Origin of the sequence: Streptomyces sp. NBC_01283 (genome assembly GCF_041435335.1) — a bacterium.
In the GTDB taxonomy this organism is placed as follows: Bacteria; Actinomycetota; Actinomycetes; order Streptomycetales; family Streptomycetaceae; genus Streptomyces.
This window is the reverse complement of record NZ_CP108430.1, coordinates 7,095,001-7,109,050: the sequence shown is the minus strand read 5'-3', so window position 1 is coordinate 7,109,050 and position 14,050 is coordinate 7,095,001. Positions and strand designations below refer to the sequence as shown.

Annotated in this window: 10 protein-coding genes and 3 rRNA genes (1 of these 13 cut by a window edge); 4 read left to right on the top strand and 9 right to left on the bottom strand. The window is 67.0% G+C overall.

Annotated features, from left to right (window positions below):
* Positions 1-30 precede the first annotated feature (30 nt).
* On the top strand, positions 31-378 hold the full coding sequence (locus tag OG302_RS32225) for an SCP2 sterol-binding domain-containing protein (RefSeq protein ID WP_371529974.1): 348 nt from the start codon (positions 31-33) through the stop codon (positions 376-378).
* Here the strand turns inward: OG302_RS32225 and OG302_RS32220 are convergent.
* From OG302_RS32220 to OG302_RS32210, 3 genes are read right to left on the bottom strand one after another with little or no spacing between them, the layout of a single operon-like run.
* On the bottom strand, positions 362-1,252 hold the full coding sequence (locus tag OG302_RS32220) for an ABC transporter ATP-binding protein (RefSeq protein ID WP_371750298.1): 891 nt from the start codon (positions 1,250-1,252) through the stop codon (positions 362-364). The two genes, OG302_RS32225 and OG302_RS32220, sit on opposite strands and share 17 nt — an antisense overlap.
* A gap of 14 nt (positions 1,253-1,266) precedes the next feature.
* Positions 1,267-2,295: an iron chelate uptake ABC transporter family permease subunit gene (locus OG302_RS32215; RefSeq protein WP_361833846.1), complete on the bottom strand. Its 1,029-nt coding sequence runs from the start codon at positions 2,293-2,295 to the stop codon at positions 1,267-1,269.
* Positions 2,292-3,335, bottom strand: coding sequence for a FecCD family ABC transporter permease (locus OG302_RS32210; protein WP_371529973.1), 1,044 nt, complete (start codon positions 3,333-3,335; stop codon positions 2,292-2,294). The genes OG302_RS32215 and OG302_RS32210 overlap by 4 nt, the downstream gene beginning before the upstream one ends.
* A gap of 355 nt (positions 3,336-3,690) precedes the next feature.
* Between OG302_RS32210 and OG302_RS32205 the strand changes: the two genes are divergently transcribed.
* Entirely contained in the window at positions 3,691-4,710 is a 1,020-nt protein-coding gene (locus OG302_RS32205; protein WP_371750297.1) for an ABC transporter substrate-binding protein, read from the top strand.
* On the top strand, positions 4,710-5,543 hold the full coding sequence (locus tag OG302_RS32200; protein WP_371529972.1) for a siderophore-interacting protein: 834 nt from the start codon (positions 4,710-4,712) through the stop codon (positions 5,541-5,543). The genes OG302_RS32205 and OG302_RS32200 overlap by 1 nt, the downstream gene beginning before the upstream one ends.
* Before the next feature lie 152 nt (positions 5,544-5,695).
* On the opposite strand, the gene OG302_RS32195 is transcribed toward OG302_RS32200, so the two are convergent.
* Positions 5,696-6,724, bottom strand: a complete 1,029-nt coding sequence (locus OG302_RS32195) for an HAD hydrolase-like protein (protein ID WP_371529971.1) — start codon at positions 6,722-6,724, stop codon at positions 5,696-5,698.
* Positions 6,725-6,796: 72 nt separating this feature from the next.
* On the opposite strand from OG302_RS32195, the gene OG302_RS32190 reads away from it, so the two are divergent.
* A complete protein-coding gene (locus tag OG302_RS32190) occupies positions 6,797-8,074 on the top strand; it encodes a DUF1015 domain-containing protein (protein WP_371529970.1) in 1,278 nt (425 codons plus the stop codon).
* A 77-nt stretch (positions 8,075-8,151) separates the two neighbouring features.
* On the opposite strand, the gene OG302_RS32185 is transcribed toward OG302_RS32190, so the two are convergent.
* The 5 genes from OG302_RS32185 to OG302_RS32165 form a co-directional block, all read right to left on the bottom strand.
* On the bottom strand, positions 8,152-8,973 hold the full coding sequence (locus tag OG302_RS32185; RefSeq protein WP_371750296.1) for a hypothetical protein: 822 nt from the start codon (positions 8,971-8,973) through the stop codon (positions 8,152-8,154).
* Positions 8,865-10,223: a hypothetical protein gene (locus OG302_RS32180; RefSeq protein WP_371750403.1), complete on the bottom strand. Its 1,359-nt coding sequence runs from the start codon at positions 10,221-10,223 to the stop codon at positions 8,865-8,867. The genes OG302_RS32185 and OG302_RS32180 overlap by 109 nt, the downstream gene beginning before the upstream one ends.
* A 94-nt stretch (positions 10,224-10,317) precedes the next feature.
* Positions 10,318-10,434: ribosomal RNA gene (gene rrf, locus OG302_RS32175) — 5S ribosomal RNA — on the bottom strand.
* A gap of 139 nt (positions 10,435-10,573) precedes the next feature.
* Positions 10,574-13,697, bottom strand: a 23S ribosomal RNA gene (locus OG302_RS32170).
* A gap of 307 nt (positions 13,698-14,004) precedes the next feature.
* Positions 14,005-14,050, bottom strand: a 16S ribosomal RNA gene (locus OG302_RS32165) (it continues 1,480 nt past the right edge of the window).
* The 16S, 23S and 5S rRNA genes sit together here, the layout of an rRNA operon.

The window sequence follows — 14,050 nt, the reverse complement described above, 5'->3', positions numbered from 1 at the left end:
CCGCGAAGCGCTGCGGTACCGTCGATCACGATGGCGACGATCGAAGAGTGCCGCACGGCACTGGACAAACTCTCGGACAACCTGGCGGGCGCCGAAGGCGGCGTGCGCGGCGCCGCCGCGCTCAACCGCTCGCTGAGCTGCCACATCACCGATCTCGACGTGACCTTCACGGGCCGCCTCGAGAACGGCCGGATCACGGTGCTCGACACGCACCCGGGCGCCCCTCGCGAGAAGGCCGAGATCCGGCTCGCCATGTCCGGCGACGATCTGGTGGCGATGGTCGACGGCGAGCTGAACTTCGCGAAGGCCTGGGCCTCCGGCAGGGTCAAGCTGGAGGCGGGCCTGCGCGACATGCTCCGCCTCAGGTCGCTGCTCTAGCCCCCGCGCCCGCCGCTTCCACCGGCTTCTTGCGGCCCCGCCGCGCCGCGGGCACCACGAGCGGCGTCCCGGTCTCCGGGTCGTCGATGATCTGGCAGTCCATCCCGAAGGTGTCCCGCACCAGCTCCGTCGTGACCACGTCGGCCGGCGCGCCCTCGGCGATGACCTGACCGTCGCGCAGGGCAATGAGGTGGGTCGCGTACCGAGCAGCGTGGTTGAGGTCGTGCAGCACGGCGACGAGCGTGCGGCCCTGCTCCTCGTGGAGGTCGGCGCAGAGGTCGAGCACGTCGATCTGGTGCTGGATGTCCAGGAACGTCGTGGGCTCGTCCAGGAGGAGGAGCGGGGTCTGCTGGGCGAGGGCCATCGCGATCCAGACGCGCTGGCGCTGTCCGCCCGACAGTTCGTCGACATAGCGATCGGCCAGTTCGGCGACGCCGGTCGAGGCCATCGACTCGCCCACGATCCGCTCGTCCTCGCCCGACCACTGCCGCAGCAGCCCCTGGTGGGGGTAGCGGCCGCGCGCCACCAGGTCGCCGACGGTGATCCCGTCGGGTGCGATGGACGACTGCGGGAGCAGGCCGAGCGTCCGTGCCACCTTCTTCGCGGGCATCGACTGGATGACGTTCCCGTCGAGCAGGACACGGCCCGCCGAGGGCTTGAGCATCCTCGACAGGGCGCGCAGCAGGGTGGACTTGCCGCAGGCGTTCGGGCCGACGATCACCGTGAAGGAGTTGTCGGGGATCTCGACGGACAACTGTTCCGCGATGACGCGCTGGTCGTAACCAAGGGTCACGTCGTCCGCGATGAGCCGGTTCACTGCGGCACGCTCCTGCCTGTCGGTGCTCTCAGAGGTATCGGAGGTCTTCGTGTCCATGGCGGTGCGCTTCCTCATATCCGCCCCGCCTTTCGCTCGATGACGAGGAGCCACAGCAGGTAGATGCCGCCGAGCACACCCGTGACCACACCGACGGGCAGCTGGTCGGCGCCGAAGGCCCGCTGCGAGGCCCAGTCGGCGACGATCAGCAGGGTGGCGCCCATGAACATCGCGGGCATCAGGTTCGGCCCCGGCGAGCGGGTGAGCCGCCTGGCGAGCTGCGGCGCGGTGAGCGCGACGAAGCTGACGGGTCCCGCCGCCGCGGTGGCGGCAGCGGTGAGCAGCACGGCCGAGGCCATCAGGACGATGCGGGTGCGCTCGACGGGCACGCCGAGCGCGTACCCGACGTCGTCGCCCATCTCCAGCATCCGCAGCGGACGCGCGTACGTCATGACGAGCGGTACGAGGATCGCGCACAGGACGAGCAACGGCCAGACCTGATCCCAGTCCCGGCCGTTGAGCGAGCCGGTCATCCAGACGACGGCGCGAGCGGCGTCGACGAGGTCCGCCTTGGTGAGCAGATAGCCGTTGATCGCGGTGACGAAGGCGGAGACGCCGATGCCGACCAGCACGAACCGGAAGCCGTGCACGCCCCGCTTCCAGGCGAGCACGTAGATCGCGAAGCCGGTCACCAGACCGCCCACGAGCGCGCCGCCCGCGACCTGCACCGCGGTGCCCTGGAAGAGCACGATCATGATGAGCGCGCCCGCGGTGGACCCCTGCCCGAGGCCGAGGATGTCCGGACTGCCCAGCGGATTGCGGGAGATGGACTGGAAGATCGCGCCGCCGAGCCCGAGCGCGGCCCCCACGAGGAGACCGACGATGACCCGCGGCAGCCGCAGGTCGTTGATGATGAACTCCTGCCCGGCGTCCCCGTTGCCGAGCAGGGTGCGGATGACGTCGGCGGCGGGGATGGGGAAGTCGCCGGTGCCGATCAGGACGACGCTCGCGACGAGCGCGGCCAGGATGAGCACGGCGACGACCACGGCCGTGCGGACGTCGAGGCGGAAGCTGAGGCCGCCCCGGGTGCGTATCGCCTTCACAGCTGTGCCAGCCTCCGCCGTCGTACGAGAAAGATGAAGACCGGAGCGCCGATCAACGCGGTGATGATGCCGACCTGCAGTTCCGCGGGCCGCGCGACCACGCGTCCGACGACGTCGGCGCCGAGCAGCAGGACCGGCGAGAGGATCGCCGCGTACGGCAGGATCCAGCGCATGTCGGGCCCGGTGAAGGAGCGCACGATGTGCGGCACCATCAGGCCGACGAACACGATGGGTCCGCAGGCCGCGGTGGCGGCCCCGCAGAGCAGGGTCGCGGCGGTCATGGACAGGGCGCGGGTGCGATTCAGGTGGGCGCCGAGCGCGCGGGCGGTGTCGTCGCCCATCGCCATGGCGTTCAGTGGCCTCGCGAGGGCGAGGGCGAGCACGATGCCGATCACGAGGAAGGGCAGGACCTGCAGGATGGTCTCGTTCTTGGCGGAGGCCAGCGAACCGACCGTCCAGAAGCGCATCTTGTTGAGCGCGGCGTTGTCCATGATCATCACGGCCTGCAGATAGCCGTAGAGCGCGGCGCTCAGCGCGGTGCCGGCGAGCGCGAGCCGCACGGGCGTGGCGTTGCGGGTGCCGCCGAGTGCGTAGACGGCGGCGCCGACGACTGCCGCCCCGAAGAAGGCGAACCACACGTAGCCGCTCAGCGAGGTGACGCCGAAGAAGCTGATCGCGGTGACGACGGCGGCCGATGCCCCGAGGTTGATGCCGAGCAGTCCCGGGTCGGCCAGCGGGTTCCGGGTCAGCGCCTGAAGGACGGCGCCCGCGAGGCCGAGGGCCACACCGACGAGCACACCGAGCAGCGTCCGCGAGAGCCGCTCTCCGACGACGACATCGCCGTACGTCCCGGTGTCCTGGAAGAGGCCGTGCCAGACCTGGTCCAGAGACATCTGTTTGGCTCCGACCGCGATGCTCGCCACGACGACGAGCAGCAGCACACAGACCGAGACGAGGAGCCCGGCGCTGCGTATCGCGCGGCGGTTGGGTGGCGCGGGGGCGGTCTCCGCGCCGGCTTCTGGGGGACTGTCGACCAACACCAGGTTAGGTTAGCCTACCCTCGCACTCGACTTCGACGAGAGAAGCACCACCGATGCATGCCCGCCGCCCGATACCTCCTGGTCCGAGCCGTCGAGGTCCGAGCCGTCGAGGTGCGCTCGGCGCGGGCGGCGCCCTCGGTATCGGCGGACTCGGGACAGCATGCGGCGGCAGGGACGGCGGCGCAAGATCGCCGGTCGGCGGCTCGGACCGGAGCTTCGAGGACGACGGCTTCGAGGACGACCGCGAAGCCACCACGCAAGCCACGGCGAAAGCCACGAAGAAGGCGGCAGCCTGATGCCCACCACCCACCGCTCCCCCGCCTCCGGGCCCACCCCCGGCCTCACCTCTGGGGGCATGTCCCGCCGCGGCCTGCTCGCCTCCGGCGGAGCCCTCGGCCTCGGCGCCCTGCTCAGCGCCTGCGGGAGCGAGGAGAAATCCGGGAAATCCGGGAAAGCGGGGAAGTCCGGGGAGCGCACGGGCTCCGGGCCCTGGAGCTTCAAGGACGACCGCGGCAGGACCGCCAAGGTGGACCACGCCCCGAAGAACATCGTCGCCTTCGTCAGCACGGCCGCCGCCCTGCACGACTACGGCGTCTCGTGCACCGGCATCTTCGGCCCGTCCAAGCCGGTGGGCGGCAAGCCCAACCCGCAGGCGGGCGATCTCGATGTCGACAAACTGACCAGCCTGGGAGAGTCCTTCAACCAGTTCAGCATCGAGAAGTACGCGGCCCTTGAACCCGACTTGCTGATCAGCAACATGTTCCCGCCCCCCGCCCTGTGGTTCGTGCCCGCGGACAGCGCCAAGAAGATCGAGTCGCTCGCGCCCACCGTCGGTATCAACGGCGCACGCGCCTCGCTCCTGGAACCGCTGAAGCGCTACACCGAGCTCGCCGAATCCCTGGGCGCGGACCTCGGTACGGAGAAGGTACGGGCGGCCAAGGCCCGCTTCGACAAGGCCGAGCGGACCCTGCGCAAGGCCGCGAAGGCCAACCGCGGCCTCAAGGTCCTGGCGATGACGGGCGACGACGACCAGTTCTACGTCGCCGTGCCCGACTCGTACTGCGACCTCAACTACTTCAAGGACCTGGGCGTCGAGTTCGTCGAGGGCAAGAAGAGCGACGACTGGGGCTTCTGGGAATTCCTCAGCTGGGAGAACGCCGACAAATATCACGCCGATCTCATCATGATCGACAACCGGTCGAGCGCGTTGCAGCCCAAGGATCTCGCGAAAAAACCCACCTGGAAGCTGCTCCCCGCCGTCAAGGCCGGCCAGACCGTGCCCTGGTCGATGGAGGAGCGCTACAGCTACGCCGGTTACGCCCCCGTGCTCGAACAACTCGCCGCCGCCATCGAGAAGTCGAAGAGGCTCACCTGATGACTGACTCCCCGTACCACTTCTTCGACGTCCACGTGCTGCGCACCGAGTACGTCACGCCCTCCATGATCCGCGTGGCCCTCGGCGGCGAAGGACTGGCCCGGATGGGCTCCGCGGGCCGCGACCAGCGCATCAAGGTGTTCCTTCCGCACCCCGGACAGGACGCGCCCGTCATGCCGGACACCTCGGAGGGGAACGCGGCCGGCTGGTACGCCGACTGGCTCGCCCTCGATCCCGCCGTCCGGGGCATCATGCGCACCTACACCACACGTGAACTGCGCCGGGATCCGGACGAGCTGATCGTCGACTTCGCGGTCCATGGCGCGGCTCCCTCGCCGAACGACGGCCCGGCCACTCGTTGGGCGCGGTCCGCACGCCCCGGCGCTCGGATCGGCGTACTCGCCCCGATCGAGGAGGAGAACGGCGCCTACGATTTCAGGCCCCCGCCGGACACCGACTGGGTCCTGCTGACCGCCGACGAGTCGGCGCTCCCGGCGGTCGCGGCCATCCTGGAGACACTCCCGGCGGCGACGCCCACCCGCGTCTGGATCGAGGTCCACGACCTGGCGGACAAGCAGGAGCTGTCCACGAAGGCCGACGCCGAGATCACCTGGCTCACGGAGCAGGACACGACGCCGTCGGCGATCCGTGCCGCCGAGCTCCCTTCGGGCACTCCGTACGCCTGGGTCACGGGCGAGTCCGCGACGGTCAAGACGGTCCGCCGCCATTTGGTCGGCGACCGAGGCTTCGACCGCAAGCGGATCTCGTTCTCCGGCTACTGGCGCAGGGGCACCACCACGGACGAGCTGATCGACCGCAACGAGACGGCCTGACCTCTCTCCCCACCCCTTCACGGCACGCCGAGGCCCCGACCACCCTCCAGCCGGGGCTTCGCCACGAGGCGGGCGTTCAGCACAGGGTCCCCCGGCCCCAGGCCGGAACAGCCGAGCCCGGCAAGCGGGGTCGGAGCTACGGCGTGCTCCGGCTACAACCCCAGCCGTGACAACGCCTTCTCCCCGTCCAGCGTGCACTTCCCGTCCCCCGCCTCCGTCCACGCCGCCGCGCACAGCGCCCGCAGCCCGTCCATGGCATCGCCCTCACCGTCCAGCACCAACTCCTGGCCTCGCACCGCGGCCGTCCACCCGCCGCAGCCGAAGCCGCCCTCCACCGGGGCCACTTCGGGCTGGCCGGTCAGCATGCCGCGCAGATCCGCGTCCACGTACGTGGGCCGGTGCTCGGGCGGGGCAGCCAGCAGCTGGGCGCCGTCCGTCACCCCGGTCAGGACGAGCAGCGAGTCCACCTCGCCGTTGAACGCGCCCTCGATGTCCGTGTCGAGCCGGTCCCCCACGACCAACGGCCGCTCGGCGCCCGTCCGCAGGATCGTCTCGCGGTGCATCGGCGGCAGCGGCTTACCCGCGACCTGCGGCTCCGCGCCCGTCGCGATGCGTACGACCTCGACCGCCGCGCCGTTGCCGGGCGCGATGCCCCGCGCGCTGGGAATCGTCAGATCCGTGTTGGACGCGAACCACGGCACCCCCCGCGCGATCGCGAAACAGGCCTCGGCGAAACGGCCCCACGCCATGTCGGGACCGCCGTACCCCTGCACGACCGCCACCGGATCGTCGTCCGCCGACTCCACCGGCTCCAGCCCGCGCTCCCGCAGCGCGACCCGCAGCCCCTCCCCGCCGATCACGAGGACCCGCGCCCCCGCGGGGACTTGCTCGCTCACCAGCCGCGCCGCCGCCTGCGCGGACGTGATGACGTCCGCGGCCCCGGTCGGGATGCCGAGCTCCGTCAGATGCCCGGCCACCGCGTCCGGCGTGCGCAGCGCGTTGTTCGTCACGTACGCGAGATGCATGCCGCCGGACCGGGCCGTGCCGAGCGACTCGACGGCGTGGGCGATCGCGTGACCGCCCGCGTACACCACCCCGTCCAGGTCGAGCAGCGCCGTGTCATACGCCTCGCTCAGCACATTTCGGCTGCCTTCGGGCCGCGTCCTGGCGGTCTGGCTCATTACGCATCGCTCCTCGATCGATCCCACTCCCCCGATCATCGCTCATGCCACTGACACACATACGATGCAGCAATGAACACAGCGGGTCATACCGACGACCAAGGCCTCGACCTGATCCCGTTCCGAGGCGTGCGCTACGTCCCTGAGCAGGTCGGCAGCCTTGCCGCCGTGACGTCCCCGCCGTACGACGTGGTCGTACGGCCCGACGGCCTGCTCCACCTGGAGTCCGCCGACCCGCACAACATCGTCCGGCTGATCCTCCCGCAGGCCACCACACCGGAGGCCCGCAACCACCAGGCAGCCGAGACCCTGCAGACCTGGCTCTCGCAGGGCATCCTCGCGCCCGACCCGGAGCCGAGCCTCTACATCTACGAACAGCGCGACGGCAGCATCCTGCAGCGCGGCGTCATCGGCGCACTGCGCCTCTCCGAGGCGGACGAAGGCATCGTCCTGCCCCACGAAGGCGTCATGACCCATGTCGTGGAGGACCGCGCGGCCCTGATGCGCGCGACGAGCGCCAATCTCGAACCGCTGCTCCTGACGTACCGCTCGAACGGCGACGCCACCGGCGCGACAGCCGTCATCGAGCGCACCGTGACGCACGAGCCGCTCCTGTCGACGACCACGGAGGACGGCTTCAGCCATCGTCTGTGGGCGGTCACCGATCCCGCCGATCTCGCCGAGATCCAGTCAGATCTCGCCCGCCACCAGGCTCTGATCGCGGACGGCCACCACCGCTGGGCGACCTATCTCCGGCTGCGCTCCGAGCACCCGACGTCCAGCCCGTGGGAGTACGGCCTGGTGCTCCTGGTGGACACCGCGCGCTACCCGCTCCGGGTCCGCTCCATCCACCGCTACCTGCACCGGCTCCCGGTCTCGGACGCCCTCGCCGCCCTCGCGGACTCCTTCCGCGTACGCACCGTCGAAGGCCCCCTGCCGCACGCACTCGAAGCCCTGGCCGACGCGGCGGCCGAAGGCAACGCGTTCCTCCTCGTGGGTGACGGCGCCTTCCACCTCATAGACCGGCCCGACCCCGACCTGCTGGCCCGCACGATCCCGGCCGACCTGCCTGAGGCCTGGCGCACCCTGGACGCGACGGTCCTGCACTCCACGCTCCTCGATCACATCTGGCAGATCCCGGACGCCCCGGAGCACATCGCGTACATCCACGACACCGGTGCGACCGTGGAGAAGGCGGAACGTGATGGCGGCACGGCCGTCCTGATGCACCCGGTCCGCGAAGAGGTCGTACGCGACCTGGCCCGCCAGGGGGTCACGATGCCCCGCAAGTCCACGTCCTTCGGCCCCAAGCCGGCATCGGGCCTGGTCCTGCGCAGCCTCGGCCTCTGAATCCGCCTCTTCCGGATACGACAACGGGCGGGATCCCTTCAGGGATCCCGCCCGTTGTCGTACTACCAGGTCAGTGCTCAGGCCTTGCGGTCCTCGTCACCCTCGTCGTCCAGCTCGAAGTCGTCCTCGTCGTAGTACTCCTCGACGCCCTCGTCCTCGTCCTCGTGGACGGGGGTGGCATCGACGACCGCGGGCTCCGCGACCGGCGCGTCCGCGTCGCCATGGAGCGCATCGACGAACTCGACACCGTCCAGCTCGGCCAGGCGGTCCGACGCGTCGGTGCTGCCGTCCTTGTCGGACTCGATGACCTTGGCGAACCACTCGCGCGACTCGTCCTCACGACCCGCCGCGAGCAGCGCGTCGGCGTAGGCGTACCGCAGTCGCGCGGTCCACGGCTGGACGGAGTTCGATGCCAGCTCGGGGCCCTGCAGAGTGACGATGGCGGCATCGATCTGCCCCAGGTCACGCCGCGCACCGGCGGCGACGAGACGCATCTCGACCTGCCCCGGCTTGTCCAGTTTCTGCACCTCGGGCGCACCGGCCATGTCCAGCGCCTTCTCGGGCCGGCCCATACCGCGCTCGCAGTCCGCCATGACGGGCCAGAGCTCGACCGTGCCGGTCATCCGCTTGGCGGCCCGGAACTCACCGAGCGCCTCGTTGTACTTCTGGGTCGCGTACGCGGCGAATCCCGCGGCCTCTCGTACGGCGGCGACGCGCGAGGCGAGCCGCAGCGCGATCCGCGAGTACTCGTAGGCCTGCTCGGGCTCGTCGTCGATGAGGTTGGCGACCATCACCAGGTTCCTGGCGACGTCCTCAGCGAGCCCCTTGGGAAGACTCTGCAGCTCCTGCTGCACGTCCTTGTCGATCTCGCGGCCCGTGACGTCATCGGGGATCGGCAGCCGCTTGATCGGCTCGCGGTCACGGTCGTCACGCCCGCGGTATCCACCGCGGTCGCCGTCACGCCGGTCGTCGCGCCCACGGAACCCGCCGGGCCGCCCACCACGGTCGTCGCGCCGCGGTCCGCGGTCATCACGCCCGCGGAAGCCGCCACCGCCGCCGCCACGGTTGTCATCGCGACGGAAACCACCACGGTCACCACCGCGATCGCCACCACGGTCGTTGCCGCGGTCGTTGCCGCGGTCGTTGCCGCGGTCGTCACGGCGGAATCCACCGCGGTCGCCGCCACGGTCATCCCGACGGTCGTCACGACGGAACGGAGGACGGTCGCCGCCACCACGGTTGTCGTCACGCCGGTCATCGCGCTGGAAAGCGGGACGGTCGCCACCACGGGGCCGGTCATCGCGCCGGTCGTCCCGGCGATCGTCACGACGGAAACCACCGCGGTCGCCGCCACCGCCAGCACGGTTGTCATCGCGACGGAAGCCGCCACGGTCACCGCTGCCACCACGGTTGTCGTCACGCCGGTCGTCACGGCGGAACGCCGGACGATCCCCGTCACGACGGAACCCCGGACGGTCGCCGCCACCACGGTTGTCGTCCCGGCGGAAACCGCCACGGTCACCGCCGCGGTCATCACGCCGGTCATCCCGACGGTCGTCACGGCGGAACGGGGGACGGTCGCCACCACGGTCGTCGCGGCGCGGGGCGCCGGAAGTGGAGCGGTCGTCACGACGGAAAGCGGGACGATCGCCGTCGCGGCGGTCGTCGCGACGCGGTGCGCCGGAGGTCGAGCGGTCGTCACGACGGAACGGAGGACGCCCGCCACCATCACGGTCGTCACGCCCACGGAAGCCGCCGCCACTGCCGCCGCCACGGTTGTCATCGCGACGGAATCCACCGCGGTCACCGCTGCCGCCCCGGTTGTCGTCACGTCGGAAACCACCACGGTCACCGCCGCCGCCACGATTGTCATCACGGCGGAAGCCGCCACGGTCACCGCTGCCACCACGGTCGTCACGACGAGGGGCACCCCGGTCGCGGTCGTCGCGTCGGGGACCACCGGAGGTGGGGCGGTCGTCGCGGCGGAACGGAGGACGCCCGCCACCGCTGCGGTCGTTGTCGCGACGCGGTGCGCCGCCACGGTTTCCGCCCCGGTCGCCACCGTCCCGGCTGCGCTGCCCGCGCTCCGGTCGCTCGTCGGGAGAGTTGGTGGACATCGGTGACTCCTAGTCTTCGGTACCGCAGTCATTCTCGCGCAGCCGGGTAGCCGGCGCGCTTCGACAAAACAAAAAAGGACCCTTGGTCCCAGCGTGGACGCTGGGACCAAGGGTCCTCCAAAGATTGTTCGGCGGCGTCCTACTCTCCCACAGGGTCCCCCCTGCAGTACCATCGGCGCTATGAGGCTTAGCTTCCGGGTTCGGAATGTAACCGGGCGTTTCCCTCATGCTATGACCACCGAAACCCTATGAAATATCCCGCCGCAAAAGCGGGATCTCAAACAGGGCAGCGAACAAGCACACTCTTCAATTAAGTGGTGTAACTGTTCAGCCGACACAACTGTTCGTTGTTTCAGAACCAACACAGTGGACGCGAGCAACTGAGGACAAGCCCTCGGCCTATTAGTACCAGTCACCTCCACCCGTTACCGGGCTTCCAGATCTGGCCTATCAACCCAGTCGTCTACTGGGAGCCTTAACCCCTCAAAGGGGGTGGGAATACTCATCTCGAAGCAGGCTTCCCGCTTAGATGCTTTCAGCGGTTATCCTTTCCGAACGTAGCCAACCAGCCATGCCCTTGGCAGGACAACTGGCACACCAGAGGTTCGTCCGTCCCGGTCCTCTCGTACTAGGGACAGCCCTTCTCAATATTCCTACGCGCACAGCGGATAGGGACCGAACTGTCTCACGACGTTCTAAACCCAGCTCGCGTACCGCTTTAATGGGCGAACAGCCCAACCCTTGGGACCGACTCCAGCCCCAGGATGCGACGAGCCGACATCGAGGTGCCAAACCATCCCGTCGATATGGACTCTTGGGGAAGATCAGCCTGTTATCCCCGGGGTACCTTTTATCCGTTGAGCGACGGCGCTTCCACAAGCCACCGCCGGATCACTAGTCCCGACTTTCGTCCCTGCTCGACCCGTCGGTCTCACAGTCAAGCTCCCTTGTGCACTTACACTCAACACCTGATTACCAACCAGGCTGAGGGAACCTTTGGGCGCCTCCGTTACTCTTTGGGAGGCAACCGCCCCAGTTAAACTACCCATCAGACACTGTCCCTGATCCGGATCACGGACCCAGGTTAGACATCCAGCACGACCAGAGTGGTATTTCAACGTTGACTCCACGAACACTGGCGTGCCCGCTTCAAAGTCTCCCACCTATCCTACACAAGCCGAACCGAACACCAATATCAAACTGTAGTAAAGGTCCCGGGGTCTTTCCGTCCTGCTGCGCGAAACGAGCATCTTTACTCGTAGTGCAATTTCACCGGGCCTATGGTTGAGACAGTCGAGAAGTCGTTACGCCATTCGTGCAGGTCGGAACTTACCCGACAAGGAATTTCGCTACCTTAGGATGGTTATAGTTACCACCGCCGTTTACTGGCGCTTAAGTTCTCAGCTTCGCACACCCGAAAGTGCACTAACCGGTCCCCTTAACGTTCCAGCACCGGGCAGGCGTCAGTCCGTATACATCGCCTTACGGCTTCGCACGGACCTGTGTTTTTAGTAAACAGTCGCTTCTCGCTGGTCTCTGCGGCCACCCCCAGCTCACGGAGTAAATCCGATCACCGGTGATGGCCCCCCTTCTCCCGAAGTTACGGGGGCATTTTGCCGAGTTCCTTAACCATAGTTCACCCGAACGCCTCGGTATTCTCTACCTGACCACCTGAGTCGGTTTAGGGTACGGGCCGCCATGAAACTCGCTAGAGGCTTTTCTCGACAGCATAGGATCATCCACTTCACCACAATCGGCTCGGCATCAGGTCTCAGGCTTAATGCGTGACGGATTTACCTATCACACGCCCTACACCCTTACCCCGGGACTACCACCGCCCGGGCTGGACTACCTTCCTGCGTCACCCCATCACTCACCTACTACCACCTTGGACCGGCGGCTCCACCACTTCCCTTTGCCCGAAGGCTCCAGGACGGCTTCACGGCCTTAGCATCAATGGGCTCGATGTTTGACGCTTCACAGCGGGTACCGGAATATCAACCGGTTATCCATCGACTACGCCTGTCGGCCTCGCCTTAGGTCCCGACTTACCCTGGGCAGATCAGCTTGACCCAGGAACCCTTAGTCAATCGGCGCACACGTTTCTCACGTATGTATCGCTACTCATGCCTGCATTCTCACTCGTGAACCGTCCACCACTAGCTTCCGCTGCAGCTTCACCCGGCACACGACGCTCCCCTACCCATCACAGCAGGCGTTGGCCCTATTGCTGCAATGACACGACTTCGGCGGTACGCTTGAGCCCCGCTACATTGTCGGCGCGGAATCACTTGACCAGTGAGCTATTACGCACTCTTTCAAGGGTGGCTGCTTCTAAGCCAACCTCCTGGTTGTCTCTGCGACTCCACATCCTTTCCCACTTAGCGTACGCTTAGGGGCCTTAGTCGATGCTCTGGGCTGTTTCCCTCTCGACCATGGAGCTTATCCCCCACAGTCTCACTGCCGTGCTCTCACTTACCGGCATTCGGAGTTTGGCTAAGGTCAGTAACCCGGTAGGGCCCATCGCCTATCCAGTGCTCTACCTCCGGCAAGAAACACACGACGCTGCACCTAAATGCATTTCGGGGAGAACCAGCTATCACGGAGTTTGATTGGCCTTTCACCCCTAACCACAGGTCATCCCCCAGGTTTTCAACCCTGGTGGGTTCGGTCCTCCACGACCTCTTACAGCCGCTTCAACCTGCCCATGGCTAGATCACTCCGCTTCGGGTCTTGAGCGCGCTACTGAATCGCCCTATTCGGACTCGCTTTCGCTACGGCTTCCCCACACGGGTTAACCTCGCAACGCACCGCAAACTCGCAGGCTCATTCTTCAAAAGGCACGCAGTCACGACGCAAGGAACAAGTTCCTTGCGCGACGCTCCCACGGCTTGTAGGCACACGGTTTCAGGTACTATTTCACTCCGCTCCCGCGGTACTTTTCACCATTCCCTCACGGTACTATCCGCTATCGGTCACCAGGGAATATTTAGGCTTAACGGGTGGTCCCGCCAGATTCACACGGGATTTCTCGGGCCCCGTGCTACTTGGGTGTCTCTCAAACGAGCCGCTGATGTTTCGACTACGGGGGTCTTACCCTCTACGCCGGACCTTTCGCATGTCCTTCGCCTACATCAACGGTTTCTGACTCGTCTCACAGCCGGCAGACTGTGAAAGAGAGATCCCACAACCCCGCACACGCAACCCCTGCCGGGTCTCACACGTATACGGTTTGGCCTCATCCGGTTTCGCTCGCCACTACTCCCGGAATCACGGTTGTTTTCTCTTCCTGCGGGTACTGAGATGTTTCACTTCCCCGCGTTCCCTCCACACTGCCTATGTGTTCAGCAGCGGGTGACAGCCCATGACGACTGCCGGGTTTCCCCATTCGGAAACCCCCGGATCAAAGCCTGGTTGACGACTCCCCGGGGACTATCGTGGCCTCCCACGTCCTTCATCGGTTCCTGGTGCCAAGGCATCCACCGTGCGCCCTTAAAAACTTGGCCACAGATGCTCGCGTCCACTGTGCAGTTCTCAAACAACGACCAACCACCCGTCACAGCCCGCCGAAGCAGACTTACACCGGGGTCGGCAGTGAAGGCAGCCATACGGCCATACCCTCAGATACCCAACAGCGTGCCCGACCCAGTCATCCCACCCGTATCGCGTTCCACGCCCCGAAGGACAGTACTTGCGGCCCGAGCAGGCCAACTGTGCCGAATAGTCAACGTTCCACCCATGAGCAACCAGCATCAGACGTTCGCTGATGAACTGGCCTCTGACCAACCGAAGTTGGTGAGAAGTGCTCCTTAGAAAGGAGGTGATCCAGCCGCACCTTCCGGTACGGCTACCTTGTTAC

Excerpts from the sequence above, each read along its gene's own strand:
- OG302_RS32225 (WP_371529974.1), top strand. The coding sequence starts at position 31 with ATGGCGACGATCGAAGAGTGCCGCACGGCACTGGACAAACTCTCGGAC.
- OG302_RS32220 (WP_371750298.1), bottom strand. The coding sequence starts at position 1,252 with ATGGACACGAAGACCTCCGATACCTCTGAGAGCACCGACAGGCAGGAG.
- OG302_RS32190 (WP_371529970.1), top strand. The coding sequence starts at position 6,797 with ATGAACACAGCGGGTCATACCGACGACCAAGGCCTCGACCTGATCCCG.
- OG302_RS32200 (WP_371529972.1), top strand. The coding sequence starts at position 4,710 with ATGACTGACTCCCCGTACCACTTCTTCGACGTCCACGTGCTGCGCACC.
- OG302_RS32205 (WP_371750297.1), top strand. The coding sequence starts at position 3,691 with ATGTCCCGCCGCGGCCTGCTCGCCTCCGGCGGAGCCCTCGGCCTCGGC.
- OG302_RS32180 (WP_371750403.1), bottom strand. The coding sequence starts at position 10,223 with ATGACTGCGGTACCGAAGACTAGGAGTCACCGATGTCCACCAACTCTC.
- OG302_RS32195 (WP_371529971.1), bottom strand. The coding sequence starts at position 6,724 with ATGAGCCAGACCGCCAGGACGCGGCCCGAAGGCAGCCGAAATGTGCTG.